Below are 21,416 nucleotides of genomic sequence, written 5' to 3' on the forward strand. Positions count from 1 at the left end.
TTATGACCCAATCCACCGCTCCCCTTTCCTACAAAGCCGCTGGCGTTGACATCGACGCCGGCGACGCGCTGGTGGAGCGCATCAAGCCGCTGGCCAAAAAAACCATGCGCGAAGGCGTGCTGGCGGGCATTGGCGGCTTTGGCGCGCTGTTTGAAGTGCCCAAGCGCTACAAAGAGCCGGTGCTGGTGAGCGGCACCGACGGTGTCGGCACCAAGCTCAAGCTGGCGTTCGAGTGGCAGATGCACGACACCGTGGGCATTGACCTGGTGGCCATGAGCGTCAACGACGTGCTGGTGCAAGGCGCCGAGCCGCTGTTTTTTCTGGACTACTTTGCCTGCGGCAAGCTCGATGTGGACACCGCCGCCGCCGTGGTGGGTGGCATTGCCAAAGGCTGCGAGCTATCCGGCTGCGCCCTGATCGGCGGCGAAACCGCTGAAATGCCTGGCATGTACCCGGCCGGTGAATACGACCTGGCCGGTTTTGCCGTCGGTGCGGTGGAAAAATCCAAGATCCTGACCGGCGCAGATGTCAAGCCGGGCGACGTGGTGCTGGGCCTGGCCTCCAGCGGCGCGCATTCCAACGGGTTCAGCCTGGTGCGCAAATGCATCGAGCGCGCAGAGAACGCCGGCACCGTGCCCGCCACACTCGACGGCAAACCGTTCAAGCAGGCGCTCATGGAGCCCACCCGCCTCTACGTCAAGAACGTGCTGGCCGCGCTGGCCGCGCACCCCATCAAAGCGCTGGCCCACATCACCGGTGGCGGTTTGCTGGAAAACATTCCGCGCGTGCTGCCCGACGGCACCGCAGCGCATCTGGTCAAAGGCAGCTGGCCAATGACCGAACTGTTCACCTGGCTGCAAGCCACGGCCGGCATTGACGACATCGAGATGAACCGCACTTTCAACAACGGCATCGGCATGGTGGTCGTCATCGACGCCGCCCATGCCACCGCCTGCGCCGCCACGCTGCGCGCTGCGGGTGAAACGGTGTATGAAATCGGCGTGATCGCCGAGCGCGGCGACAACGCCGCAGTGCTGGTGCGCTGATTCCAGAGAATGAACCGAAGCCCATCGCGGCCAGGGTGCCGCTCCCACGGGGATGCTGACGCCTTTGCAGGAGGCCCACCCTCGGGCCGAAGGATGTAAGCGTGCCCCCGCAACCCCAGCCTTTGCGCAAGCTGCCCGCCAGCATCTGGGCGCTGGGCTTTGTCAGCCTGCTGATGGATGTGTCGAGCGAGCTCATCCACAGTCTGCTGCCGGTGTTCATGGTCACCACCTTGGGCATCAGCGTCTTTGTGGTCGGGCTGATCGAAGGCGCAGCCGAAGCCACGGCGCTCATCGTCAAGGTGTTTTCCGGCGCCTTGAGCGACTACTGGGGCAAGCGCAAACCACTCGCCGTGCTGGGTTACGGCCTTGGCGCCTTAAGCAAGCCGTTGTTTGCGCTGGCCACCTCCAGCGGCTGGATCATCACCGCGCGACTGGCCGATCGTGTCGGCAAAGGCATCCGCGGTGCGCCGCGTGATGCGCTGGTGGCCGACCTCGCGCCGCCTGAACTGCGCGGCGCCGCCTTTGGCCTGCGCCAGTCGCTCGACACCGTGGGGGCTTTTTTGGGGCCGATGCTGGCCATCGGCTTCATGCTGCTCTGGCAGGACGACTTTCGCGCCGTGTTCTGGGTGGCCAGCGTGCCGGCTGTCCTGTGCGTGGCGCTGCTGGTGTGGGGCGTGCAGGAGCCCGATCGACCGGTAACGCACAGGCGCATCAACCCGATCAGCCGCGCCAACCTGGCCCGTTTGCAACCGGCCTACTGGTGGGTGGTGGGCGTGGGTGGCGTGTTCACGTTGGCACGGTTCAGCGAAGCCTTTCTGGTGCTGCGCGCGCAGCAAGGCGGCCTGGCGCTGGCCTGGACACCGGTGGTGCTGATCAGCATGAACATCGTCTATGCCGCCTGCGCCTATCCGTTTGGCAAACTGGCCGACAAGATGCGCCATACGGGGCTGCTGGGCTGGGGCCTGCTGCTGTTGATCGCCGCCGACGTGCTGCTGGCCACCAGCAACAACGGCTGGGTGTTTTGGCTGGGCGTGGCGTTATGGGGTTTGCACATGGCCATGACGCAAGGCCTGCTGGCCGCCATGGTGGCCGACACCGCACCCGCCGATTTACGCGGCACCGCCTACGGCTTTTTCAACCTGCTCAGCGGCGTGGCGATGCTGGTCGCCAGCGGGTTGGCGGGCTGGCTGTGGCAAACTTTCGGAGCCTCGTTCACCTTCATGGCGGGCATTGGCTTTGCGGCGCTGGCGCTGGGCTTGCTGGCGCTGCAGCCGCGCGGATTGCCGCGCAGATAATGTTCTGATCTGGCTTTTTTACCTGGAGCAATTTTTATGAAAACCTGTCTCATCGTAATCGACGCGCAAGAGTCCTTCCGGCAGCGGCCTTACTTCACTGACAACGACCTGCCCGCTTACATTGCCGCGCAAAACGCATTGATTGACGGCTGCGTGGCGCTGGGCGTGCCGATCGTGCGCGTGTTTCACGTCGATGGCCCCAAGCTTGCCAGCAACGCGTTTGCGCTGGAGTCCGGTTTTGTGAAGCCGCTGGCCGAGCTCAAGACGTTCGATGCCGCTGCCACCTTTCACAAGAACCGCCACAGCGCGCTGGTGGGAACCGGGCTGGACGTGTGGCTGGTACAAAACGGCATCCAGAAGCTGATCGTCAGCGGCATTCGCACCGAACAATGCTGCGAAACCACCACCCGCCACGCCTCCGACCTGGGCTGGCGCGTGGACTACTGCCTGGACGCCACCCTGACCTGGGACATGCAGCATCTGGACGGTACCGCCCTGGCAGCCGCCGACATCAAGGCGCGCACCGCGGCCGTCCTGAAAGACCGTTTTGCCACCATTTGCACCGTGCAGCAGGCGCTGGCGGGTGCCAAGAGCTAAGAAACCGGCACCTGGCGGGCGGATGACGTAGCAGCCTCCCCACCGAGCAAGGCATATGTTTCATGCCGGGAACTGCCTGGCCACATGCACGACCGCTCGCACCATGAGCGTGCAATCGCCCTCATCCTGATCGAAATAAACAATGTAGTTTTCATGCGCCACCAGCTCATGAGCGCCAGCCACTCGGCCGCTGATGCGGCGTGGGAAATTCGGGTCAATGAGCCGGTCAACTTGCTCGTCAATCAGCAACCACAAGTCGACGGCTGCGGCTCTGTTGTCCCGTGCGATCCACACCTCAATGGCATCCAGGTCTTCATGGTATTCCGGGCGACGAACAACTCGCCACGATTTGCAGCTCATTCAGTCTTGCCGGCTAAAAGCGCCTGGCGTTCGGCCCGCTTGGCCGCGCGAACGGTTTCCCATTCACCTTCAGTCATGGCAGGACGTGGGTCAAGACGGCTGGCATTCACCTTGGTGCGAACCCACCGGTCATATTCGGCAGCACGGGTCAAGGCTTGCGCCCGATCCGGACGACTTCGACGCACCAGCTTTGCCTGCTCGGGCTGCCATTGCTCCAGTCGATCCAGCACGATACGACGCACGCCCAGTTTATGCAGCAACCTGAGAGCACCGTCCACCGTGCCAAAAAGCCTGGGTTCCGACTTGCGTGTCTGAACCAGCATGGCAACACCTGACAAGGTGAGAAATTTCACGGCAAATCGTGATCCTGAAGGCTCAATTTCAACCGACTGCACCGCACCGTGTTCAAACGCAACCTGGAACTCTGATTGGGAAAGTGATTGCATGGCTGTTCAAATAACGTTAAATGTCAGTAGTTTATACGTTGTAAGGCCAGTGGGTTTCAATCTAATTTTGCCTTGATTTGCAAAAGCCCAACCCAATATGTCCCAACATTCAAGTCCTAAACATAGGGAGTACACATGCACCAAGTCCGCCCCCCTGCCGTCGCCGGAGCTTTTTACCCGGGGCGCAGCCAGGCCCTCTCACACGATGTGTTGGCCATGCTGGCCGCGGCCAAACCAGACGCTGCCAGTTCGGCCGCCACGCCGCCCAAAGCCCTGATCGTGCCCCACGCGGGTTACATCTACTCCGGCTCCACCGCGGCGCAGGCCTATGCCCAGCTCGCAGCAGTGCGCCAGACGATCCGGCGCGTGGTCTTGCTCGGGCCGGTGCACCGGGTGCCGGTGCGCGGTCTGGCCCTGCCGGGCGCTGACTACTTTGCCACGCCCTTGGGGCAGATCGAGATCGACCAGGACGCGGTGGCAGCCATCCGGCCGCTGCCGCAGGTGGTGGTGAGCCCGGCCGCCCACGCCCAGGAGCATTCGCTGGAGGTGCAATTGCCCTTTTTGCAGCTCGCGCTGGATGACTTCAAGCTGCTGCCGCTGGCGGTGGGCGACGCTTCCCCGGCCGAAGTGGCGCAGGTGCTCGATGCGGTCTGGGGTGGTGACGAGACGCTGATTGTGATCAGCTCCGACCTCTCGCACTTTTTGCCCTACGCCACCGCCCAGGCCGTGGACGGCGAGACCGTGCAGGGCATGTTGCAGTTGCAGCCCGCGTTAAACCACCAGCAGGCCTGTGGTGCCACCCCCGTCAACGGCCTGTTGCTGGCAGCAAGACAGCATCAGTTGCAGCCACACCTGCTGGGGCGGTGCAATTCAGGCGACACGGCGGGTGACAAAAATCGTGTGGTGGGTTACGCGGCACTGGCATTCACCCAGGGAGAAAGCCATGCGCAATGACGCCGCACTCACCGCATTACCAAGCGAGCACGGCAAACTGCTGTTGCAAATTGCCCGCTCCGCCATCTCGAACAAGTTGGGGCAGACGGTGGCGCTGCCTGAACCCACCGGAGAGCTTGCCATTGCGCTGCAAGCCCCGGGGGCAAGCTTTGTCACACTGAACCAGCACGGAGAGTTGCGCGGTTGCATTGGCTCGCTGCAAGCGCACCGCCCGCTGATGGTGGACGTGCAAGCCAACGCCGTCGCCGCCGCCCTGCATGACCCGCGCTTTGCCCCGTTGCGCCTGGTGGAGCTGGAGATCACCACTGTCGAGGTCTCGGTGCTGTCGGCCATGCAGCCCTTGCCGTTTAGCTCTGAGGCCCATGCGCTGGCGCAGCTGCGCCCGGGCGTGGACGGCGTGGTGTTTGAGTTCGGCCGTTACCGCAGCACATTTTTGCCGCAGGTCTGGGAGCAGCTGCCCAGCGCCCGCCAATTCATGGCCCACCTGAAGCACAAGGCCGGTCTGGCACCTGATTTTTGGGCCGCCGAGGTTCGGCTGCAGCGTTACACCGTGAGCAAATTCAAGGAAGTCGAGGGCGCATCATGAAGGTGAAGTCATCCAACTACGCCGCCAGGTACTGGCACAAGATCGAGGACGGCCGCCTGCAGTGCGACCTGTGTCCGCGCGACTGCAAGCTGCACGATGGCCAGCGCGGCGCCTGTTTTGTGCGCATGCGCCAGGGCGAGCAAATGATTTTGACCACTTACGGACGTTCGTCAGGCTTTTGCATCGACCCGATCGAGAAAAAGCCGCTCAACAACTTCTACCCCGGCAGCAGCGTGTTTTCGTTTGGCACGGCGGGCTGCAACTTGGCCTGCAAGTTCTGCCAGAACTGGGACATCAGCAAATCGCACGACATGGACAGCCTGATGGACCAGGCCTCGCCTGAAACCATTGCCAAGGCGGCACGCGATCATGGCTGCAAGAGTGTGGCCTTTACCTACAACGACCCGGTGATTTTTGCCGAGTACGCCATGGACACGGCCGACGCCTGCCACGCGCTGGGTCTCAAGACGGTGGCGGTCACGGCGGGCTACATCCATGAGCAGCCGCGGCGCGACTTTTTTGCCAAGATGGACGCCGCCAATGTGGACCTGAAGGCGTTCACCGAAGACTTTTACTTCAAGCTCACCAGCGCGCACCTGCAGCCGGTGCTTGACACCCTGCGCTACCTCAAGCATGAAACCAAGGTCTGGCTGGAGCTCACCACCCTGCTGATTCCGGGGCGCAACGATTCGGATGAAGAAATCACGGCCATGTGCGGCTGGATCAAAAAGGAACTCGGGGCCGACGTGCCGCTGCACTTCTCGGCGTTCCACCCCGACTACAAAATGGCGGAGGTGCCGCAGACGCCTGCGGCCACGCTGGTGTGCGCGCGCAATATCGCCCTAAAGCAGGGGCTGCACTACGTCTATACCGGCAACGTGCACAACATCGAGGGCGACACCACTTTTTGCCCCAACTGCAAGGCGCCGCTGATCGTGCGTGACTGGTACCAGATCATCAACTACCGGCTCACCGCCTCGGGCCACTGCCCGGACTGCGGCCGCGCGGTAGCCGGCCGCTTCGATGCGACCAGCGGCCACTTCGGCCGCCAGCGCATCCCGGTCATGCTGGGTTGACTGGCCTCAATAGCTCGCCAGCGGCACCAGAGCGGCGTTCTTGAAGGTGTACACCGTGATCGGAGCCTGCTTCAGGTTGCCCTTGTCGTCATAGGCGTAGGTGCCCATGATGCCCTTGTAGCTGCCTTTGTAAATGACGGCGCCCACCTTGTCCGGGTCCAGTGAACCGGCTTTCTGGATGGCCTCGCCAATCAACAGGGTCTGGTCATAAAACGGCGCGGCATACACGTCGGCATCCTGGTTGTAGCGTTGCTTGTACTTGGCCTTGAAAGCCGGGCCGGCGGCGGTCTTGTCGAGCATCGACCCACCCTGCGCGCAGAACACCACGTCGTTGACCGCATTGCCCGCGAGCTTGCCCATTTCGGGGCTGCACAGGGTGTCGCCGCCGAGCAATTTGGCCTTGATGGCGAGTTGCTGCATCTGGCGTGTCATGGGTGCGGCTTGCGGCGCGTAACCGCCAAAGAAAATGGCGTCCGGATTTTTGCCCTTGAGGGTGGTCAGGATGGCGGTGAAATCAGTGGCCTTGTCGGTGGTGAATTCCTGGCCGACGATATTGAGCCCCAGATTCTTGGCTTCCTTGGAGAACTCCTGCGCCACGCCCTGGCCAAACGCGGTGCGGTCGTCGATCACCGCCACCGACTTGAGCTTCATCACATTGGCGGCATAGCGGGCCATGCCGGTGCCAATCTGGCTGTCGCTGGCGATGATCCGGAACAGGTTCTTGTAGCCGCCCAGGGTGACTTTGGGGTTGGTGCCGACGGTGGACATCATGGCACCACCTTCGTTGTAAATCCGCGAGGCTGGAACCGCCACACCCGAGCAATAGGGGCCCATGACGAACTTGACGCCGCTATCGACAAATTTTTGCGCCACTTGCACACCGGCTTTGGGGTCGCACTGGTCGTCTTCGGATTGCAGGACAAATTTAAGCGTTTTGCCACCGACCGTGATCTTTTTGCTGTTGAGGTCGTCAACGGCCAGGCGCACGCCGTTTTCGTTGTCCTTGCCGGCAAAGGCGTTGGAGCCCGACAGCGGGCCGGTCAGGCCGATCACGACGGTCTGTGCCTGGGCATAAGCCTGGCTGGCAAAGGCAAGGGTCAAAGCGCCCATCAGGGGCAAGAGTGTGGAGGTGAGTTTCATAGGGTTTCCTGAAAAAATGAATACTGGATTGGATGAAAAAAGTCTTCGGTACGACTTGAATGGGTATTTTGTGGGGCGGGTTTCAACTCGCCATGGTCGAATGAATTCGACCCCACACAAGCCCCATGCCTCATGGCGGTGTCTTGAATGTCATCAATGTCTCCTTTTTTATAAAAATCAGCCCATGGTCATCAGCTGCGCGTTGCCACCCGCAGCCGCAGTGTTGGTGCTGATGCTCTGCTCGTGCATCAGGGCGCTCAGGTCGTAGTGTGCGCCAGCAGCCAACTGCGCAGGGGTCAGGCTTTCGATGCGCACGATGGCACCAGAGCGCTGAGCCACCACCGGCTGCAGTGCCTGCAGGGCGTCGCCATCGCCCTCAAACAGCAAAGCGCTCAGATGTTTCTCGCCATGCAATTGATCGGCGCTGCACAGTTGCACAAAACGCATGACTTCGGGCGGCAGCGTTTTGAGCAAACGCGCCACAGCACTGTCACCAGTCGGCGCCTCCAGCCAGCAGCGGTTGCCGCTGGCCAAGACTGCCGCCAGCTGATGAAACAGCCCAAGCGCCGTCTGTGGCACGATCAAGACGGCACCACGGGGCAGCAGTTGGTAGCGGTTCGATTCGCCCGTGGGGCCTGGCAGCTTGAAAGATTGACCGAGCACGGTGCAAGCCAGATAGGCTTCGCAGATGGCGGTGGCTTGCACCGCTTCAAAGTGGCTTAATTCGCCCAGAGGCGCTACCAAAGCCAGTCCTTGCAAGTTTTCCAGTAATAGCTCCAGGGCTTGCAGGCTGGCGGGCGTCGCCAAGTGCCGCTCGGCACCGGCAGGCACCAACGCACGCACTGCCGGGGAATCCACCAACGCCGTCAGAGCCGGGTTGTTTTGTGCCTCGCTGGCTTGCAGCAAGCGGTACAAATAAAGCGGGCCGCCGGCCTTTGGGCCAGTGCCCGACAAGCCCATGCCGCCAAACGGCTGCACGCCCACCACGGCGCCAATCACGTTGCGGTTGACATAAATATTGCCGGCCTGCACCTTTTGCGTGACCTGGGCAATGGTCTCGTCGATGCGACTGTGCACGCCAAAGGTCAGGCCGTAGCCGGTGGCGTTGATGGCGTCGAGCACCTTGTCGAGGTCTTCGCGCTGGTAGCGCAGCACATGCAGCACGGGGCCGAACACCTCGCGTTGCAGGCGCTCGATGCGGTCGATTTCAATCAGCGTGGGCATGACAAAATGACCCTGGCCGGCGCTCTCGTCGCGCGCCATGCGCGTGACTGGCTGACCGTCAGCCTGCATGCGCGCAATGTGCTGCTCGATTTGCATGCGCGCATCCTCGTCGATCACCGGCCCGATGTCGGTGTGCATGCGGTCAGGGTTGCCCATGACCCACTCGCGCATGGCCTGCTTGATCATGTCGAGCACGCGCTCGGCCACATCTTCCTGCACACACAACAGCCGCAAGGCCGAGCAGCGCTGGCCCGCCGAGTCGAAGGCCGACGACAACACGTCGCCCACCACCTGCTCAGCCAGCGCCGATGAATCGACCACCATGGCGTTCTGGCCACCGGTTTCAGCAATCAGCGGAATGCTGCGGCCCTGCCGGCTCAGGCGCTTTGACAGCGTTTGCGCAATCAGCCGCGCCACTTCGGTCGAGCCGGTAAACATCACGCCTGCCACCTGCGGGTGCGCCACCAGCGCAGCGCCCACCACTTCGCCGGTGCCGGGCACCAGTTGCACCGCATCCATCGGCACGCCGGCTTCGTGCAGCAGCCTGACCATCACATCGGCCACCAGCGGTGTTTGCTCAGCAGGTTTGGCCAGCACGCAATTGCCGCTGGCCAGGGCAGCGGCCACCTGGCCGGCAAAGATCGCCAGCGGGAAATTCCACGGGCTGATGCACAGCACCACACCCAGCGCCCGGTGCGTCTGGTTGTCGAACGTGGCGTCCACCTGCGCTGCGTAATAACGCAAGAAATCCACCGCCTCACGCACTTCGGACACCGCGTTGGGCAGCGACTTGCCCGCCTCGCGCACGATCAGGCCCAGAATGGCTTGCGTGCGCTGCTCCAGCAGGTCGGCCGCGCGCCTCAAACAGGCGGCGCGCTCTTGCGGTGGCGTTACCTGCCAGATTTGCGCCGCGCTGGCAGCGCGGTTGGCCGCCAGTTCAACCTCGGTGGCGGTGGCAGGGCGTACCCAGCCGACCAGGTCGCGCATGTCAGCCGGATTCAGCACCGGCAGCCAGCCGTTGGCCAGCGCCGTTGCGGGGTTGAACAGGTCCGCATCAGTCACGGTGGCTACGGCGGTGTAACTGATTTGTGTGCTGCGCAACAAGCCGGCAGCCAGGGACGCCAGCTGCTGTTCGTTGGCCAGGTTTAGCCCAGACGAGTTCAGCCGCGACTGCGCCCCCAACTCGGCAAACATCTGCCGAGGCAAGGTGATTTTGGAGTGCGGCGCGCCAAGCTGGCCGCATTCCAACTCGATCGCTTGCGCTTCCTGCACCGGGTCGGCCACCAGCTCTTCGACCCTGACCTTGGGGTCGCCAATGCGGTTGACAAAGGAGGAGTTGGAGCCGTTTTCCAGCAGCCGCCTGACCAGATAGGCCAGCAGCGTCTCATGCGTGCCCACCGGCGCGTAAATGCGGCACGGGCGGCCCAGTTTGCCCTCGGCCACGGTGCCGGTCACCTGTTCGTAAAGCGGCTCGCCCATGCCGTGCAGGCACTGGAACTCGTACTGCCCGGCGTAGTAATTTTGCCCCGCCATCTGGTAGATCGAGGCCACGGTTTGCGCGTTGTGGGTGGCAAACTGCGGATACACCGCGTCCGGCACGGCCAGCAGCTTGCGCGCGCACGCCAGGTAAGCCACGTCGGTATAGACCTTGCGCGTGTACACCGGATAGCCGTCCAGACCGTCGAGCTGCGCGCGTTTGATTTCGGCATCCCAGTAGGCGCCCTTGACCAGCCGGATCATCAGGCGGTGGCCGCTGCGCCGTGCCAGGTCGATCACATGGTCGATCACGAAGGGGCAGCGTTTCAGATAGGACTGCACCACAAACCCGATGCCGTTCCAGCCCTTGAGCCTGGGGTCGAAACACAGGCTTTCCAGCAGATCCAAGGAGAGCTCCAGCCGGTCGGACTCTTCGGCGTCGATGTTGATGGCGATGTCGTACTGGCGCGCCAGCAGGGCCAGTTTGGTCAGGCGCGGCAGCAGTTCGCCCATGACGCGGTCGCGCTGGGCGCGGCTGTAACGGGTGTGCAAGGCGGAGAGTTTGACCGAGATGCCCGGGCCCTCAAAAATGCCTCGACCATTGGAGGCCATGCCAATGGCCCGGATCGACTGTTCGTAGGATGCCACGTAACGCTCGGCATCGGCCTCGGTGGTGGCGGCTTCGCCCAGCATGTCGTAGGAGTAGCGAAAGCCTTTTTTCTCCAGCGCACGGCTGTTGGCCAGCGCCTCGGAAATGGTTTGGCCGGTGACGAATTGCTCGCCCATGAGTTTCATGGCGCGGTGCACACCCTGGCGGATCAACGGCTCGCCGCCCTTGCCGATCAGGCGCGTGAGCGCGCTGGCCATGCTTTTTTCGCTGGCGGTGGCGGTCAGCTTGCCGGTCAGCATCAGGCCCCAGACGGCGGCGTTGACGAACATCGAGGGCGAATTGCCCAAGTGGGAGTGCCAGTCGCCATGGCTGATCTTGTCGCGAATGAGCGCGTCGCGGGTGGCGTTGTCCGGGATGCGCAACAGTGCCTCGGCCATGCACATCAGCGCCACACCTTCCTGGCTGGACAGCGAGAACTCCTGCACCAGCGCTTCCACACCGCCACTGTCCTTGTTGGCGCGCAGGCCGCTGACCAGGCGTGCGCCGACCTCTTCGATGGCCGCACGCTGGGCCGGGTCGGTCACGTGCGCCAGTTGCACCAGCAATGGCAAGCATTCGGGCTCGGGGCGGTGCCAGGCCGCGGTGATGGCGGCGCGCATGTCGGTTTGCGGGAGCACGTTCTGCGCCCAGTCCAGGAAGGGCTGCGGCGAAGAAAATGGGGTGGTCACGGGTGTCGTCAGCTCGTCGGGCTCGTCCGATTCAGGCGTTTCAGCAGAATCGGTTGCACCCGCACTTGCTAATGGTGGCAACTGGCCTCGCTCGGCACTCTCCACGTACTGCATGACCGCCTGCTTGATAAGCCAGTGCGGGGTTTTACCCTGCACGCTGGCCGCCTGCTTGATGCGTGAGCGAAGGGATTCATCAACCTTGATGCCAAGCGTGACAGTGGCCATGGGTGCAACTCTTCATAAAATAAGTTGCACCTATTCTATTAAAAGTGCAACCGATCCAAATCAGGGATTACCCTTGGGTTGCACAACCCCTCACTCGCGCACGCAATCGGCGAAATAATGCACCTGGCCATCTACACCCACCTCTTCCACCAGACCGTGGATGTCGGTCTCGAAGCCTGGGCACTGGCGGTTGAATTCGCGGGAAAACTTGAGGTAATCCACGATTTTCCTGTTGAACACCTCACCCGGAATCAGCAGCGGAATGCCGGGTGGGTAAGGTGTCACCAAGCCCACGGTGACACGGCCCTCGAGTTGATCAATCTCCACGCGCTCGGTCTTGCGCAGCGCAATGTGGGCATAGGCGTCGCTCGGTTTCATCGCCGGTGTCAGGTCGCTTAAATACATGTCGGTGGTCAGGCGCGCAATGTCGTATTTGGCGTAAAGCTGGTGAATGTGCTGGCACAGGTCCGCCAGGCCCATGTTTTCATATTTGGCGTGTTTCTGGCAAAACTCGGGCAGGATGCGCCACATCGGCTGGTTCTTGGCATAGTCGTCCTTGAACTGCTGCAATGCGGTCAACATGCTGTTCCAGCGACCCTTGGTGATGCCGATGGTGAACATGATGAAGAAACTGTAGAGGCCGGTTTTTTCGACCACCACACCGTGCTCGGCCAAAAATTTGGTGACGATGCTGGCCGGGATGCCGGTTTTGGCAAACTTGCCGTTGAGGTCCATGCCCGGCGTCACCACGGTGGATTTGATCGGGTCGAGCATGTTGAAGCCGGTGGCCATCTTGCCAAAACCATGCCAATTGATACCCGCCTTGATGGTGCGCGACTCGCCCTTGATGATCCAGTCGTCGGCGCGGCCAATGCCTTCATCCACCAGCTTGTCCGGACCCCAGACCTTGAACCACCAGTCGTCACCGTATTCTTCGTCTATCTTGCGCATGGCACGCCGGAAGTCGATCGCCTCGGCAATGCTTTCTTCCACGAGCGCGGTGCCGCCGGGCGGCTCCATCATGGCGGCAGCCACGTCGCAGCTGGCAATGATGCTGTACTGCGGGCTGGTTGATGTGTGCATCAGGTAGGCCTCGTTGAACAGGTGTTTGTCGAGCTTGACGGTTTGCGAGTCCTGCACCAGCACATGGCTGGCCTGGCTGATGCCGGCCAGCAGCTTGTGGATCGACTGGGTGGCATAGACCATGGCCTTTTTCGGCCGCGCCCGGTTCTTGCCCATGGCGTGGTAGGTGCCGTAAAACGGATGAAACGCAGCGTGCGGCAGCCAGGCCTCGTCGAAGTGGATGTTTTCCACATAGCCGTCCAGCATGTTCTTGACGGTTTCTGTGTTGTACAGCACGCCGTCGTAGGTCGACTGCGTCAGCGTCAGCACGCGCGGTTTGATCTGGTTGACGTCAATGTCGGGCAAATGCGCCTTGATCAGCGGGTTGGCCTTGATCTTGGCCTTGATGGTGGCGGGCTCGAACTCGCTTTTGGGGATCGGGCCGATGATGCCGAAGTGATTGCGCGTGGGTTTCAGGAACACCGGAATCGCGCCGGTCATGATGATCGCATGCAGGATCGACTTGTGGCAGTTGCGGTCCACCACCACCACGTCGTTCGGCGCCACCGTGTGGTGCCAGACCATCTTGTTGCTGGTACTGGTGCCGTTGGTGACAAAAAAGCAGTGGTCGGCATTGAAAATGCGCGCCGCATTGCGCTCGCTCTTGCCAATGGCGCCGTCGTGGTCGAGCAACTGGCCCAGTTCCTCGACCGCGTTGCAGACGTCGGCGCGCAGCATGTTTTCGCCGTAGAACTGGTGGTACATCTGGCCCACCGGGCTTTTCAGAAAAGCCACGCCGCCGGAGTGACCCGGGCAGTGCCACGAATAAGAACCGTCCTCGGCGTAGTCCAGCAAGGCCTTGAAAAACGGCGGCTGCACACCTTCAAGGTAGCTCTTGGCTTCGCGGATGATGTGGCGCGCCATGAACTCCGGGGTGTCCTCGAACATGTGGATGAAGCCGTGCAGTTCACGCAGGATGTCATTGGGCAGGTGGCGGCTGGTCTTGGTTTCGCCATAAATGTAAATTGGCACATCCAGGTTCTTGCGCCGCACCTCCTCGATGAAATGGCGCAGGTTCACCACGGCAGGGTCCAGGTCGGGGCCGGGGGTAAATTCCTCATCGTCAATCGACAGAATGAACGTGCTGGCCCGGCTTTGCTGCTGGGCAAACTGGCTCAGGTCGCCATAGCTGGTGGTTCCCAGCACCTCGAAGCCTTCGGACTCGATCGCCTGCGCCAGCGCGCGGATGCCCAGCCCGGAAGTGTTCTCGGAACGGTAATCCTCGTCGATGATGACAATGGGAAAGCGAAATTTCATGGCAGGCTCCAGCGACGTAGGAAAAAATAGGAAATTGGCGCGAAGTGTAAGGACTTATCGTGTCAAAGCATTTGCGAACGCGCACTTTTATCGCAGAATGTGGCAGGTCAAATAACCAACGGAAAAAAACATGACTGATTCGACAATCTGGTGGCTGTTGGCTGGGGCGGTGATTGCGCTCGAGCTGCTGACCGGCACTTTTTATTTACTGATGTTGTCGCTCGGTTTGGCGGGTGCCGCCGTCGCCGCCCATCTGGGGGCGACCATGCCGGTGCAACTGGTGGTGGCCGCTGTGCTCGGCGGTGGCTCTGTGGTGGCTTGGCGCAGTTTCAAGAAGCACCAGCCGCCCGCGTTGCCTGCCGGCGCCAATCGCGACGTCAATCTGGACGTTGGTGAAACCCTGCACATCGACGCCTGGAATGAGGACGGCACCAGCACTGCCAAATACCGCGGCGCCACCTGGAACGTCTCGCTGCGCACCGGCGCAGCGTCTGCGCCCGGTCCACACCGCATTGTCGAGGTGGTCGGCAGCCGCCTCATCGTCGAGAAATTGTGAATTGATGTTTTTTTGGAGAATGAAATGGAAGTTGCAATCATCCTGTTTGTCATCGCGGCGATCTTTGTCACCCAGTCGGTCAAGGTCGTTCCCCAGCAACACGCCTGGGTCGTCGAGCGACTCGGCAAGTACAACGGCACGCTGATGCCGGGCCTGAATTTTCTGGTGCCCTTCATCGACAAGGTGGCCTACAAACACCTGCTCAAGGAAGTGCCGCTGGACATTGCCAGTCAGGTCTGCATCACGCGTGACAACACCCAGTTGCAGGTTGACGGCATTCTGTACTTTCAGGTGACCGACGCGATGCGCGCCAGCTATGGCTCCAGCAACTACATCATTGCGATCTCACAGCTGGCGCAAACGTCGCTGCGCTCGGTGATCGGCAAGCTCGAGCTCGACAAAACTTTCGAGGAGCGCGACATCATCAACGCCCAGGTGGTGCAAGCCATCGACGAGGCGGCGCTGAACTGGGGCGTGAAGGTGCTGCGCTACGAAATCAAGGACCTGACACCACCCAAGGAAATCCTGCACGCGATGCAGCAGCAGATCACCGCCGAGCGTGAAAAGCGCGCCCTGATTGCCGCGTCCGAGGGCCGCCGCCAGGAGCAGATCAACATTGCCACCGGCGAGCGGGAGGCTTTTATTGCCCGCTCGGAGGGCGAAAAACAGGCCATCATCAACAACGCCCAAGGCGAAGCGGCCTCCATTCTGGCAGTGGCCGAAGCCAATGCCCAGGCCATCGAGCGCGTGGCCGCCGCCATTCGCCAGCCCGGCGGCGAGCAGGCGGTGCAGCTCAAGGTGGCCGAAAAGGCCGTGGACGCCTACAGCAAGGTGGCAGCGGACGCCACCACCACGCTGATCGTGCCCAGCAACATGACCGAAGTGGCCGCCCTGGTGGCTTCGGCCATGAAGATGGTGCAAACCCAGAAGTCGCCCAACGCGTAAAGCCTGGTCCAGCCGGGGATGCAACTGCTTCCAGCCATCCTCACGCCCGTCCTGGGAGCAGCACTGGTCGCAGCCACCGGGCGTTTTGGCCGCACCGCCAGCGCCTGGTGCGCTGCGGTTGTGACCGGCCTGGCGCTACTGCAGATGCTGCCGCTGATGGCAGCCAGCTTTGCCGGCGCCACCACCATCGAGAGGCTGCCCTGGATCACCAGCGCGGGGTTGGACCTGGCGTTTCGCATGGACGGGCTGGGTTTGTTGTTTGTGCTGCTGATCCTGATCATCGGCCTGCTGGTGATTGTGTATGCGCACTATTACCTCAGCCCGCGCGACAGTCTGAGCCGGCTCTATGCCTATCTGCTCTTGTTCATGGGTTCCATGCTGGGCGTGGTGCTGTCCGAAAACCTGATCCAATTGCTGATCTTCTGGGAGCTCACCAGCCTGTCGTCCTATTTGCTGATTGCCTATTGGCGCCAGCGCAAAGACGCGCGTGGCGGCGCCCGCATGGCGCTGGCCATCACCGGGGCCGGCGGCCTGGCCTTGCTGGGCGGCTTTATCCTGCTGGGAGAAATGGCAGGCAGTTACGAGCTGACTCAGGTGCTGGCCAGTGGCGATGTGGTGCGCGCCCACCCGCTTTACCTGCCCGCCCTGCTGCTGATTTTGCTGGGCGCCTTCACCAAGTCGGCACAGTTCCCGTTTCACTTCTGGCTGCCCAACGCCATGGCCGCGCCGACCCCGGTGTCGGCCTACCTGCATTCAGCCACCATGGTGAAGGCCGGCGTGTTTTTGCTGGCCCGGCTGTTCCCGGTGCTCTCGGGCACCGACGCCTGGACCTGGTGGGTGGGTGGCATCGGCCTGAGCACGTTTTTGCTGGGTGCGGTGCTGGCGCTGTTCAAGCACGACCTCAAAGGCCTGCTGGCTTACTCCACCATCAGCCACCTCGGGCTGATCACCGCACTGTTTGGCATCGGCACCCCGCTGGCCGCCGTGGCCGGTGTGTTCCATATCATCAACCATGCCATTTTCAAGGCCGGGCTGTTCATGGCTGCGGGCATCATCGACCACGAATGCGGCACCCGCGACATGCGCCGCATCAACGGTCTGTGGCATTTCATGCCACACACGGCCACGCTGGCCATGGTCGCCAGCGCCGCCATGGCGGGCGTGCCGCTGGCCAACGGTTTTTTATCCAAGGAAATGTTTTTTGCCGAGGCCGTGACCGCCGGTGGGCAAATGCGCCTTGGCTGGCTCCTGCCCATTGTGGTCACGGTGGCGGGCGTGTTTGCCGTGGCTTATTCCGTGCGCTTCATCCATGATGTTTTTTTCAATGGCCAACCCGTCAACCTGCCTAAAACACCGCACGAACCCGTGCGCTGGATGAAGGTTCCAGTCGAAATTCTGGTGCTACTGGTGTTGCTGGTCGGTATATTTCCAGCCCAAACGGTCGAACCGCTGCTGGCCGTGGCGGCCGGCGCCGTGCTGCAAGGACCGCTGCCCGAGCACAACCTGGCGCTCTGGCACGGCTTCAACCCGGCGCTGTGGATGAGCGTGATCGCCCTGGTCGGGGGCACACTGCTTTACTGGGGGCGCAAGCCGCTCTTTGCCCTGCATGACCGCTGGGATGAGCGCTTGCAGGGCCGGGTTATTTTCGAAGCACTCACCCATGGCCTGCGTGCCTTTGCCGAACGCATCACGCGGTGGCTCGATACCGGTTCATTGCAGCGCCAGCTGGCGCTGTTGATCGTCAGCGCGCTGGCGCTGGGCGGCGCTGGCCTGGTGCTGGCGCCGGCCGCACTGACCGGCACACGACCCTTGCTCACCATCGACGGCATCGGCCTGATGGCTGTTCTGGTGCTGATATTGGCCACGCTGGCGGCCACCGCATGGCATCACCAGCGCCTCACCGCGCTGGTGCTGACCGGCGCCGTGGGGCTGATTGTGGCGCTGGTGTTCGTCAAGTTTTCGGCGCCCGACCTGGCACTGACGCAGCTCTCGGTCGAGGTGGTCACGGTGATTTTGCTGCTGCTGGCACTCTATTTTTTGCCCGCCAGCACGCCGCGTGAGTCCAGCCCGGCACGGCGCTGGCGCGACGCCGCCTTGGCGCTGCTGGCCGGTTGCGGCGCGGCCGCGCTGGCCTGGGCCGTGCTGACCCGCTCCAACGACGGCATGGCCGACTTCTTCATCCAGAACAGCGTGCCAGGTGGCGGCGGGCACAATGTGGTCAACGTGATTCTGGTGGACTTCCGCGGCTTTGACACGTTTGGCGAAATCACCGTGCTGGCGATTGCCGCTCTGGGCATTTTTGCGCTGCTGGGCAATTTGCGCCTGCCCGGCCCCACCCACGATGCCAGCGGCCGCGCCTGGGACAGCGACACCCATCCCATGATTCTGGCCACCTTTGCCCGGCTGTTGCTGCCGCTGGCGCTGCTGGTTTCCTTCTTTGTCTTTTTGCGCGGTCACAACCTGCCCGGCGGCGGTTTCATTGCCGGCCTCATCACCGCCATCGCGCTGATCGTGCAGTACCTGGCCAATGGCGTCAGCTGGACGCAAGAGCGCCTGCCCGCCCACACTCACCCCTTGATTGCCTCGGGTTTGATCATCGCGTTGCTCACCGGGCTGGCGAGTTGGCTGTTTGGCCGGCCGTTCCTGACATCGGCCTTCGGCCACTTCGACTGGCCGCTGGTGGGCGAATTCGAACTGGCCTCGGCCATGGCGTTCGACCTGGGCGTCTATCTGGTGGTGGTCGGCGCCACGCTGCTGATCCTGATCAACCTGGGCCTGGTGCACCGTGCCAGCCACGAACCGCAGGCTGCGCCTTGGAAGCCCTGATCGCCCTGGCTATCGGCACGCTCACCGGCTGCGGCGTTTACTTGCTGCTGCGCGCCCGCACCTTTGCCGTGGTGCTGGGGCTGACGCTGCTGTCCTACGGTGTCAACCTGTTCCTGTTCGCCACCGGCAGACTGGTCATCGGCCAGCCCCCGGTGGTCTCGGGCGCAGCCAGTTATGCCGATCCGCTGCCGCAAGCGCTGGTGCTCACCGCCATTGTCATCAGCTTTGCCATGACCGCCTTTGTCATCATGCTGAGCCTGCGTGCCCGGGAAGAATTTGGCAACGACCATGTCGATGGGACACCTCAGCAAAGTGACGCTCCATGATGGCGCACCTGCCCATCGTCCCCATCCTGCTGCCGTTTCTGGCCGGCACCCTGCTGCTGGCCTTTGGGCGTTTGTCGCTGCCCGCCCAGCGCTGGCTGGCGCTGGCGTCCGTGTTGGCTCAGATTGGCGCCGCCATCGCCCTGCTGACTGCCGTTTCGGGTGGCGACATCCTGGTCTATCGCCTGGGCGACTGGCCCGCGCCCTGGGGCATTGTGCTGGTGGCGGATCGGCTGTCGGCCTGGATGGTGCTCACCACCACCCTGCTGGCCTTGTGGGCGCTCATCTATGCCGGCAACGGCGTGGATGGCCAGGGACGGCATTTTCATGTGCTGTTTCAACTGCAGTTGTTCGGCCTGGCGGGCGCCTTTTTGACCGGCGACCTGTTCAACCTGTTCGTCTTTTTCGAGATTTTGCTGATCGCCTCCTATGGTCTGGCCTTGCATGGCGGCGGCCAGGCGCGCACCCGCGCCGGGCTGCACTACGTGGTAATGAACCTGGCCGGTTCCACGGTATTCCTGTTTGCCGCCGGGCTCATCTATGCGGCGCTGGGCAGTCTGAACCTGGCCGACCTGGCGCTCAAAGCCGCCACCCTGACACCCGACAAACTGGGTCTGGCGCGCGCCGGTGGCCTACTGCTGCTGGCGGTGTTTGCCCTCAAGGCCGCCCTGCTGCCGCTGCACCTGTGGCTGCCGGCGGCCTACAGCGGCACATCGGCGCCGGTGGCGGCGCTGTTTGCCATCATGACCAAGGTCGGCGTTTACGCCATTTTGCGCAGCCACACGCTGCTTTTTGGCGACGGCGCCGGTGCCCTGGCGCATTTGTTCGACCCCTGGCTGCTGCCGCTGGCGCTGGCCACCATCCTCGTCGCCACGCTGGGCGCGCTGGCCGCCGACAGCCTGGGGCGCCTCAGCGGCTACCTGGTGCTGGTGTCTGTGGGCACCCTGCTCAGCGCCGTGGCCGTGGGCACCGACGGCATCGCCGCCGGCCTGTATTACCTGCCGCACAGCACCTTCACTGCCGCGCTGCTGTTTTTGCTGGCGGATGCCATCAAGCGCCGCCGCCCGGGCAGTGGCGACCACCTCATCCCCGACGCCGACATGCCGCGCCATGCGCTTTGGGGCGGCCTGTTTTTTGCGGCCGCGGTGGCCGCTGCCGGCTTGCCACCTTTATCCGGCTTCATCGGCAAATTTTTGATCTTGCGCGCTGCCCCCGGACAGCCCTGGGTCTGGGCGGTGATTTTGCTGGCGGCATTGCTGGCGCTCATGGCCCTGGCGCGCGCGGGCAGCCAGGTGTTTTTCAACAGCCTGCCCGCCACCGGTGCAGCGGCGGCCAAAGCGAGCAAAAGCGCATCAGGTGTCGTGACGCCTGGCGCGTCAACCGCCCGCGATCTGCTGGCCATTGGCGGCCTGCTGGGGCTGATTCTGGCCTTGACGTTATTTGCCGGACCCGCCTTTGAGTTTGCCCATGCCACAGCACGACAACTCGCCGAGCCCGCACACTACATCAATGCCGTGCTGGGAGCCAAACCATGAAACGCTGGCTGCCGCATCCGTTGCTCACGCCGATCCTGGCGCTGGTCTGGCTGCTGCTCAACAACACCGTCGCGCCGGGCCAGATCGTGCTGGGTCTTTTGCTGGGTTGGGCCATTCCGCGCTTCACGTTCGGTTTCTGGCCGGAGTCGGTGCGCATCTACCGGCATTCTGGCCTGCTGCGGTTCCTGGCTGTGTTTTTGTATGACGTGCTGGTGGCCAATGTGGCTGTGGCGCGCCTGGTGCTGGCTGGTCCGCGTTCGCTCAACCCCTTGTTTGTAGAGGTGCCTCTGGATTTGACCAACGACTTGGGCTTAAGTCTGCTGGCCAATATCATCTGCCTGACACCGGGCACCGTGTCGGCCCGACTGTCACCCGACCACCGGACCCTGTTGGTGCATGCGCTGGACTGCACCGACCCCGGGCAACTGATTCACACCATCAAAATGCGGTTCGAGGCCCCACTCAAGGAGATTTTTGAATGCTGAGCGGCGCCCTTATCCTCGCCTTTACCTTTGTTGCGGCCGCCTTTGGCCTGAGCTTTTTCAGGCTGCTCAAGGGGCCTAGCGTCCCCGATCGCATCCTGGCCCTCGACACGCTCTACATCAACGCCATCGCCCTGCTGATCTTGCTCGGCATCCAGCTGGGCAGCCCACTCTATTTCGAGGCCGCCCTGCTGATCGCCCTGATGGGCTTTGTCGGCACGGTGGCGCTGTCCAAATTTTTATTGCGCGGAGACATCATCGAATGAACCTGGCCACCGAAATCCTGCTGTCGGCGCTGGTGCTGATCGGCGCTGTCTTTACCCTGATCGGCTCACTCAGTCTGGTGCGCTTCAAGGACTTTTACACCCGCCTGCACGGCCCGACCAAGGCCACCACGCTGGGGGTGGGTTGCCTGCTGATCGCCTCGTCCATCTTTTTCAGCGTCACCGGCGACGGACTGAGCCTGCATGAAATTCTGGTCACATTCTTTTTGTTCATCACCGCACCGATCTCTGCACACCTGCTGGCCAAAGCGGCGCTGCACCTGGGCCTGCGCTAAGTGCCTCCGTGCGAGCGGCCCAATTGCCTTCGTGGGAGCGGACCAAGT

19 protein-coding genes are annotated in these 21,416 nt (G+C 62.5%); 14 read left to right on the forward strand and 5 right to left on the reverse strand.

The annotated features are described in order from the left end of the window. The first annotated feature begins 2 nt into the window (after window positions 1-2). The 3 genes from purM (at window position 3) to PHF15_RS03715 (ending at window position 2,938) form a co-directional block, all read left to right on the forward strand. Window positions 3-1,046, forward strand: a complete 1,044-nt coding sequence (gene purM, locus PHF15_RS03705) for a phosphoribosylformylglycinamidine cyclo-ligase (RefSeq protein ID WP_300119030.1) — start codon at window positions 3-5, stop codon at window positions 1,044-1,046. Between the two features lie 101 nt (window positions 1,047-1,147). Then, entirely contained in the window at window positions 1,148-2,341 is a 1,194-nt protein-coding gene (locus PHF15_RS03710) for an MFS transporter (RefSeq protein WP_300119032.1), read from the forward strand. Window positions 2,342-2,377: 36 nt separating this feature from the next. Continuing rightward, window positions 2,378-2,938, forward strand: coding sequence for an isochorismatase family protein (locus PHF15_RS03715; RefSeq protein WP_300119034.1), 561 nt, complete (start codon window positions 2,378-2,380; stop codon window positions 2,936-2,938). Between the two features lie 60 nt (window positions 2,939-2,998). Here PHF15_RS03715 and PHF15_RS03720 read toward each other — a convergent pair whose 3' ends face one another. After that, window positions 2,999-3,298 carry a type II toxin-antitoxin system RelE/ParE family toxin gene (locus tag PHF15_RS03720; RefSeq protein WP_300119035.1) on the reverse strand — a complete coding sequence of 100 codons (300 nt, stop codon included), beginning with the start codon at window positions 3,296-3,298 and terminating at the stop codon, window positions 2,999-3,001. Further along, a complete protein-coding gene (locus PHF15_RS03725; protein WP_300119036.1) occupies window positions 3,295-3,744 on the reverse strand; it encodes a hypothetical protein in 450 nt (149 codons plus the stop codon). The genes PHF15_RS03720 and PHF15_RS03725 overlap by 4 nt, the downstream gene beginning before the upstream one ends. 135 nt (window positions 3,745-3,879) lie before the next feature. Here PHF15_RS03725 and amrB point away from each other — a divergent pair, with 135 nt between their 5' ends. From amrB to amrS, 3 genes are read left to right on the forward strand one after another with little or no spacing between them, the layout of a single operon-like run. Continuing rightward, window positions 3,880-4,698 (forward strand): AmmeMemoRadiSam system protein B, encoded by an 819-nt coding sequence (gene amrB, locus PHF15_RS03730; RefSeq protein WP_300119038.1) that lies wholly within the window; start codon window positions 3,880-3,882, stop codon window positions 4,696-4,698. Beyond that, window positions 4,688-5,284, forward strand: coding sequence for an AmmeMemoRadiSam system protein A (gene amrA, locus PHF15_RS03735; RefSeq protein ID WP_300119040.1), 597 nt, complete (start codon window positions 4,688-4,690; stop codon window positions 5,282-5,284). The genes amrB and amrA overlap by 11 nt, the downstream gene beginning before the upstream one ends. Beyond that, window positions 5,281-6,360 (forward strand): AmmeMemoRadiSam system radical SAM enzyme, encoded by a 1,080-nt coding sequence (gene amrS / locus PHF15_RS03740; protein WP_300119042.1) that lies wholly within the window; start codon window positions 5,281-5,283, stop codon window positions 6,358-6,360. The genes amrA and amrS overlap by 4 nt, the downstream gene beginning before the upstream one ends. Before the next feature lie 6 nt (window positions 6,361-6,366). Here amrS and PHF15_RS03745 read toward each other — a convergent pair whose 3' ends face one another. The 3 genes from PHF15_RS03745 to PHF15_RS03755 form a co-directional block, all read right to left on the reverse strand. Beyond that, the gene (locus PHF15_RS03745) at window positions 6,367-7,500 is read right to left on the reverse strand and encodes a branched-chain amino acid ABC transporter substrate-binding protein (protein ID WP_300119043.1); all 1,134 of its coding nucleotides are present in this window, start codon (window positions 7,498-7,500) and stop codon (window positions 6,367-6,369) included. A 177-nt stretch (window positions 7,501-7,677) separates the two neighbouring features. Then, window positions 7,678-11,763 (reverse strand): trifunctional transcriptional regulator/proline dehydrogenase/L-glutamate gamma-semialdehyde dehydrogenase, encoded by a 4,086-nt coding sequence (putA, locus tag PHF15_RS03750; protein WP_300119046.1) that lies wholly within the window; start codon window positions 11,761-11,763, stop codon window positions 7,678-7,680. 90 nt (window positions 11,764-11,853) lie between these two features. After that, window positions 11,854-14,142: an arginine/lysine/ornithine decarboxylase gene (locus PHF15_RS03755; protein ID WP_300119048.1), complete on the reverse strand. Its 2,289-nt coding sequence runs from the start codon at window positions 14,140-14,142 to the stop codon at window positions 11,854-11,856. Window positions 14,143-14,272: 130 nt separating this feature from the next. Here PHF15_RS03755 and PHF15_RS03760 point away from each other — a divergent pair, with 130 nt between their 5' ends. Genes PHF15_RS03760 through PHF15_RS03795 form a run of 8 tightly spaced genes read left to right on the forward strand, consistent with a single transcriptional unit; the run spans window position 14,273 to window position 21,368 of the window. After that, window positions 14,273-14,698: an NfeD family protein gene (locus PHF15_RS03760; RefSeq protein WP_300119050.1), complete on the forward strand. Its 426-nt coding sequence runs from the start codon at window positions 14,273-14,275 to the stop codon at window positions 14,696-14,698. A 24-nt stretch (window positions 14,699-14,722) separates the two neighbouring features. Further along, on the forward strand, window positions 14,723-15,643 hold the full coding sequence (locus PHF15_RS03765) for a stomatin-like protein (RefSeq protein ID WP_300119051.1): 921 nt from the start codon (window positions 14,723-14,725) through the stop codon (window positions 15,641-15,643). Window positions 15,644-15,661: 18 nt separating this feature from the next. Further along, complete coding sequence (locus PHF15_RS03770; RefSeq protein WP_300119052.1) at window positions 15,662-18,469, forward strand: monovalent cation/H+ antiporter subunit A; 2,808 nt, start codon at window positions 15,662-15,664, stop codon at window positions 18,467-18,469. Then, window positions 18,457-18,795 carry a Na+/H+ antiporter subunit C gene (locus PHF15_RS03775; protein ID WP_300119054.1) on the forward strand — a complete coding sequence of 113 codons (339 nt, stop codon included), beginning with the start codon at window positions 18,457-18,459 and terminating at the stop codon, window positions 18,793-18,795. The genes PHF15_RS03770 and PHF15_RS03775 overlap by 13 nt, the downstream gene beginning before the upstream one ends. Then, the gene (locus PHF15_RS03780) at window positions 18,792-20,327 is read left to right on the forward strand and encodes a monovalent cation/H+ antiporter subunit D (protein ID WP_300119055.1); all 1,536 of its coding nucleotides are present in this window, start codon (window positions 18,792-18,794) and stop codon (window positions 20,325-20,327) included. The genes PHF15_RS03775 and PHF15_RS03780 overlap by 4 nt, the downstream gene beginning before the upstream one ends. Further along, window positions 20,324-20,812: a Na+/H+ antiporter subunit E gene (locus PHF15_RS03785; protein ID WP_300119056.1), complete on the forward strand. Its 489-nt coding sequence runs from the start codon at window positions 20,324-20,326 to the stop codon at window positions 20,810-20,812. The genes PHF15_RS03780 and PHF15_RS03785 overlap by 4 nt, the downstream gene beginning before the upstream one ends. Then, window positions 20,806-21,075: a K+/H+ antiporter subunit F gene (locus PHF15_RS03790; protein WP_300119057.1), complete on the forward strand. Its 270-nt coding sequence runs from the start codon at window positions 20,806-20,808 to the stop codon at window positions 21,073-21,075. The genes PHF15_RS03785 and PHF15_RS03790 overlap by 7 nt, the downstream gene beginning before the upstream one ends. After that, on the forward strand, window positions 21,072-21,368 hold the full coding sequence (locus PHF15_RS03795; protein WP_300119058.1) for a Na+/H+ antiporter subunit G: 297 nt from the start codon (window positions 21,072-21,074) through the stop codon (window positions 21,366-21,368). The genes PHF15_RS03790 and PHF15_RS03795 overlap by 4 nt, the downstream gene beginning before the upstream one ends. The last annotated feature ends 48 nt before the right edge of the window (window positions 21,369-21,416 follow it).

This window comes from Rhodoferax sp., from assembly GCF_028689295.1.
In the GTDB taxonomy this organism is placed as follows: domain Bacteria; phylum Pseudomonadota; class Gammaproteobacteria; order Burkholderiales; family Burkholderiaceae_C; genus Rhodoferax.

Excerpts from the sequence above, each read along its gene's own strand:
- purM (WP_300119030.1), top strand. The coding sequence starts at position 3 with ATGACCCAATCCACCGCTCCCCTTTCCTACAAAGCCGCTGGCGTTGAC.
- PHF15_RS03715 (WP_300119034.1), top strand. The coding sequence starts at position 2,378 with ATGAAAACCTGTCTCATCGTAATCGACGCGCAAGAGTCCTTCCGGCAG.
- PHF15_RS03720 (WP_300119035.1), bottom strand. The coding sequence starts at position 3,298 with ATGAGCTGCAAATCGTGGCGAGTTGTTCGTCGCCCGGAATACCATGAA.
- PHF15_RS03725 (WP_300119036.1), bottom strand. The coding sequence starts at position 3,744 with ATGCAATCACTTTCCCAATCAGAGTTCCAGGTTGCGTTTGAACACGGT.
- amrB (WP_300119038.1), top strand. The coding sequence starts at position 3,880 with ATGCACCAAGTCCGCCCCCCTGCCGTCGCCGGAGCTTTTTACCCGGGG.
- amrA (WP_300119040.1), top strand. The coding sequence starts at position 4,688 with ATGCGCAATGACGCCGCACTCACCGCATTACCAAGCGAGCACGGCAAA.
- amrS (WP_300119042.1), top strand. The coding sequence starts at position 5,281 with ATGAAGGTGAAGTCATCCAACTACGCCGCCAGGTACTGGCACAAGATC.
- PHF15_RS03745 (WP_300119043.1), bottom strand. The coding sequence starts at position 7,500 with ATGAAACTCACCTCCACACTCTTGCCCCTGATGGGCGCTTTGACCCTT.
- putA (WP_300119046.1), bottom strand. The coding sequence starts at position 11,763 with ATGGCCACTGTCACGCTTGGCATCAAGGTTGATGAATCCCTTCGCTCA.
- PHF15_RS03755 (WP_300119048.1), bottom strand. The coding sequence starts at position 14,142 with ATGAAATTTCGCTTTCCCATTGTCATCATCGACGAGGATTACCGTTCC.
- PHF15_RS03760 (WP_300119050.1), top strand. The coding sequence starts at position 14,273 with ATGACTGATTCGACAATCTGGTGGCTGTTGGCTGGGGCGGTGATTGCG.
- PHF15_RS03765 (WP_300119051.1), top strand. The coding sequence starts at position 14,723 with ATGGAAGTTGCAATCATCCTGTTTGTCATCGCGGCGATCTTTGTCACC.
- PHF15_RS03770 (WP_300119052.1), top strand. The coding sequence starts at position 15,662 with ATGCAACTGCTTCCAGCCATCCTCACGCCCGTCCTGGGAGCAGCACTG.
- PHF15_RS03780 (WP_300119055.1), top strand. The coding sequence starts at position 18,792 with ATGATGGCGCACCTGCCCATCGTCCCCATCCTGCTGCCGTTTCTGGCC.
- PHF15_RS03785 (WP_300119056.1), top strand. The coding sequence starts at position 20,324 with ATGAAACGCTGGCTGCCGCATCCGTTGCTCACGCCGATCCTGGCGCTG.
- PHF15_RS03790 (WP_300119057.1), top strand. The coding sequence starts at position 20,806 with ATGCTGAGCGGCGCCCTTATCCTCGCCTTTACCTTTGTTGCGGCCGCC.
- PHF15_RS03795 (WP_300119058.1), top strand. The coding sequence starts at position 21,072 with ATGAACCTGGCCACCGAAATCCTGCTGTCGGCGCTGGTGCTGATCGGC.